This window comes from Mycobacterium sp. (genome assembly GCF_049585075.1).
In the GTDB taxonomy this organism is placed as follows: Bacteria; Actinomycetota; Actinomycetes; order Mycobacteriales; family Mycobacteriaceae; genus Mycobacterium.
The window spans coordinates 1-3,328 of the sequence record NZ_JBAUZA010000159.1 but is presented as its reverse complement, the minus strand read 5'-3'; the positions used below and the strand labels follow the sequence as shown (position 1 = coordinate 3,328).

Below are 3,328 nucleotides of genomic sequence, written 5' to 3'. Positions count from 1 at the left end.
GCACGGCCCGGGGCTGGTCGTAACGCTCGACGACGCGCAGCGCGACGCCAACGGCCGCTTCCCGCGCGACGCGTCCCCCGACGATCTCGTGGTGCACCAGCAGGACATCCAGGCTGTGCTCAACGCGTTGTGGAGTGCGGGCGCCGAGGCGATTCAAATGCAGGACCAGCGCATCATCGCCACCTCGGCGCCGCGCTGCGTTGGGAACACATTGCTGCTCAACGGCCGGACCTACAGCCCGCCGTATACGGTCACCGCGATCGGCGACGCCGCGGCCATGCAGGCCGCGCTGGCCGCCTCTCCCCTGGTGAGCCTCTACAAGCAGTACGTGGTGCGGTTCGGCCTGGGCTACACCGAGCAAGTCACGCCGGATGTCCGGATGACCGGCTACAGCGAGCCGGTGCGGATGCACTTCGCCCAGCCGGCCGGCCCGGTCAGCTACTGATCCGCCCCGCCGTCGCGCCCAGCGGTAACCTGGGACGATGCGGATCTTGGTCGTCGACAACTACGACAGCTTCGTCTTCAACCTGGTGCAGTACCTCGGCCAGCTGGGCGTCGAGGTACAGGTCTGGCGCAACGACGACGCTCGGCTGTCCGACCACGCCGCGATTGCCGCCGAAGTCGACGGGATCCTGCTCAGCCCGGGCCCGGGCACGCCGGAACGCGCCGGCGCATCGATCGACTTGGTGCGCGCCTGCGCGGCGGCCAACACTCCGCTGCTGGGCGTATGCCTGGGGCACCAGGCCATCGGTGTCGCGTTCGGCGCGACCGTGGATCGGGCTCCGGAGTTGTTGCACGGCAAAACCAGCAGCGTCTTCCACACGAATGCCGGTGTGCTGCAGGGACTTCCGGATCCCTTCACAGCGACGCGGTATCACTCGCTCACCATCCTGCCGGAAACCCTGCCCGCCGAGCTGGAAGTGACCGCCCGCACCGGCAGTGGGGTGATCATGGGTGTGCGGCACACCGAGCTGCCGATCCACGGGGTCCAATTCCACCCGGAATCGATACTCACCGAAGGTGGCCATCGAATGCTGGCCAACTGGCTGGCCTACTGTGGTCAGGTGCTCGACGACGAGTTGGTCCGGCGGCTGGAAAACGAGATCGTGAGCAGTCTGGCTACGGTGCGGCACTCCGCCGAGATGGACGCCGTCGGCTACTGACCGAACTTCAGCGTGATCGGCCCGTCCTTGTTCACGCCCTGACCCGCGGACGGACTCTGGAAGACCACTCGGTTGTGCTGAGAGCCGCCGGCGTCGACGTCGGAACCCTTGACCAGAACGCCGTTCCATCCGAGCGCACGTAGCTGCGGCTCGGCGTCGGCCCAGAACAGCCCCGACAAATCCGGCATGACGAACTGGTTGCCCTTGGAGACCTGGATCTCGATGATCGTATCGACCGGAACAGTCGCTCCCGCAGGCGGATTGGTCCCGATTACATCGCCGGCCGGGCGGGGGCTGTCGACGGCGGCCTGGCTGAATTTGCTGAACCCGTAGACCGTGAGGTTCTTCTGCGCGAGGTCGGCGCTCTGTCCAGCGACGTCGGGAACCTGCTTGGTCGACGGACCCGAGCCGACGATCACGGCGATCTCGTTGGTGATCGCCGACGTCTGGTTGGCCGGCGGGTTGGTCCCGATGACCTTGTCCTTCATCTCTGGCGTGGACGGCGACCGGACTTCCTTGAAGCGGCCGAACCCGGCCGACTTCAGCTTCTTCACCGCCGATGCATAACTCAGCGACGACACGTCGGGCACCTCGCGTTGCTCGGGGCCGGTGGAGACGTTGATGGTAATCAGTTCGCCGGCACCAACTTTGGTGTTGGCGCCGGGATCGGTACCGATGACGTGATCGGGCTGGACGGTCGAATCCGGCTTCTGCTGGGTGCGCGTTTTGAAGCCGTGATTTTGCAACGCGGCAATCGCATCGGCGGACGCCTGGCCCCGCACGTCGGGCACCTGGACGTTACGCAGCCCGCCACCGAAGGTGTTGATCAGGATGGTGACGATGACCGTCAGCACTGCCAGCGCAGCGACCGCGATGACCCAGCGGCTCACCGAACCCGGGCCGCGTTCGCGGCCGAAGTCGAGTTCTTGGCGGGGTAGCGGATCGGTTTGCGGCCCGGCCGAGTCGCTGGGATGCGTCGAGGCCAGCAGCGACGAGCGCTCGGCTTCGGTCAGAATCTTGGGCGCCTCGGGAGGCTCACCGTTGTGCACCCGCACCAGGTCGGCCCGCATCTCCGCGGCGGTCTGGTAGCGGTTCTCGGGATTCTTGGCCAGCGCCTTGAGCACCACGGCGTCGAGGTCGGGGGAGATGCCCTCATGGCGCTGCGACGGCGGAATGGGGTCCTCGCGGACATGCTGGTAGGCCACCGCGACAGGTGAGTCGCCGACGAAAGGTGGCTCGCCGGTGAGCATTTCGTAAAGCACGCAGCCCAGCGAGTAGACGTCGGAGCGGGCATCGACCGAGTCGCCGCGGGCCTGCTCGGGAGACAGATATTGCGCGGTGCCGATGACGGCCGCGGTCTGGGTGACACTGACTCCGCCATCGGCGATCGCCCGGGCGATGCCGAAGTCCATCACCTTCACCGCGTTGGTGGTGCTGATCATGATGTTCGCCGGCTTGACATCGCGGTGGATGATGCCGTGCTGGTGGGAAAAGTTCAGCGCCTGGCAGGCGTCGGCGATGACCTCGATGGCCCGGGTGGGCGGCATCGGCCCGTCGGTGTGGACGATGTCGCGCAACGTCACACCGTTGACGTACTCCATCACGATGTAAGGCAGTGGGCCGGCGGCAGTTTCGGCCTCGCCGGTGTCGTAAACCGCGACGATCGCCGGGTGGTTGAGCGCGGCGGCGTTTTGCGCCTCCCGCCGGAATCGCAGGTAGAAGCTGGGGTCACGGGCCAAGTCGGCGCGCAGCACCTTGACCGCTACGTCGCGGTGTAACCGGACATCCCGGGCCAAGTGGACCTCGGACATGCCGCCGAAGCCGAGGATCTCGCCCAGCTCGTAGCGGTCGGACAGGTGTTGCGGGGTGGTCATTAGGGTGTCTCGGGTCGGGGTGGCAATGCGCGGGGGATCAGCGCGACCGCCTGCGGCCGGCTTTGCCGTCCAGCATTACCTGTTACCCCTCGATCCGTCCAATTTGTCGGATGTGCCGGAGACGACCCGGGCTTGCTGGGTGGCTGCCCGGTGTCGGTCACGGTCGGTGCGGACGGTTGCTGCTGGGAGCTGTTGTCCTTCGAGTTCATCACGATGAGGACGGCGATGATGATCGCCAATGCGCCGAGTACTCCGGCGGCCCACAGCAGCGCTCGCTGACCGGACGAGAAG

The 3,328-nt window shown here is 66.6% G+C and carries 2 protein-coding genes and 2 pseudogenes; 2 read left to right on the top strand and 2 right to left on the bottom strand.

The annotated features are described in order from the left end of the window. Positions 1 to 445, top strand: a 445-nt coding sequence (locus tag WB785_RS07450) for a DUF881 domain-containing protein (protein WP_424078194.1), incomplete at its 5' end; no start/stop codon positions are given. A gap of 37 nt (positions 446 to 482) precedes the next feature. Next, positions 483 to 1,179: pseudogene (locus tag WB785_RS07445) on the top strand (aminodeoxychorismate/anthranilate synthase component II). Here the strand turns inward: WB785_RS07445 and pknB are convergent. Both pknB and WB785_RS07435 read right to left on the bottom strand, forming a co-directional pair. Beyond that, entirely contained in the window at positions 1,157 to 3,037 is a 1,881-nt protein-coding gene (gene pknB, locus WB785_RS07440; RefSeq protein WP_424078193.1) for a Stk1 family PASTA domain-containing Ser/Thr kinase, read from the bottom strand. The pseudogene WB785_RS07445 and the gene pknB sit on opposite strands and share 23 nt — an antisense overlap. Then, positions 3,037 to 3,328, bottom strand: a pseudogene (locus WB785_RS07435) (serine/threonine protein kinase); the annotation flags it as partial. The gene pknB and the pseudogene WB785_RS07435, both read right to left, overlap by 1 nt.

Excerpts from the sequence above, each read along its gene's own strand:
- pknB (WP_424078193.1), bottom strand. The coding sequence starts at position 3,037 with ATGACCACCCCGCAACACCTGTCCGACCGCTACGAGCTGGGCGAGATC.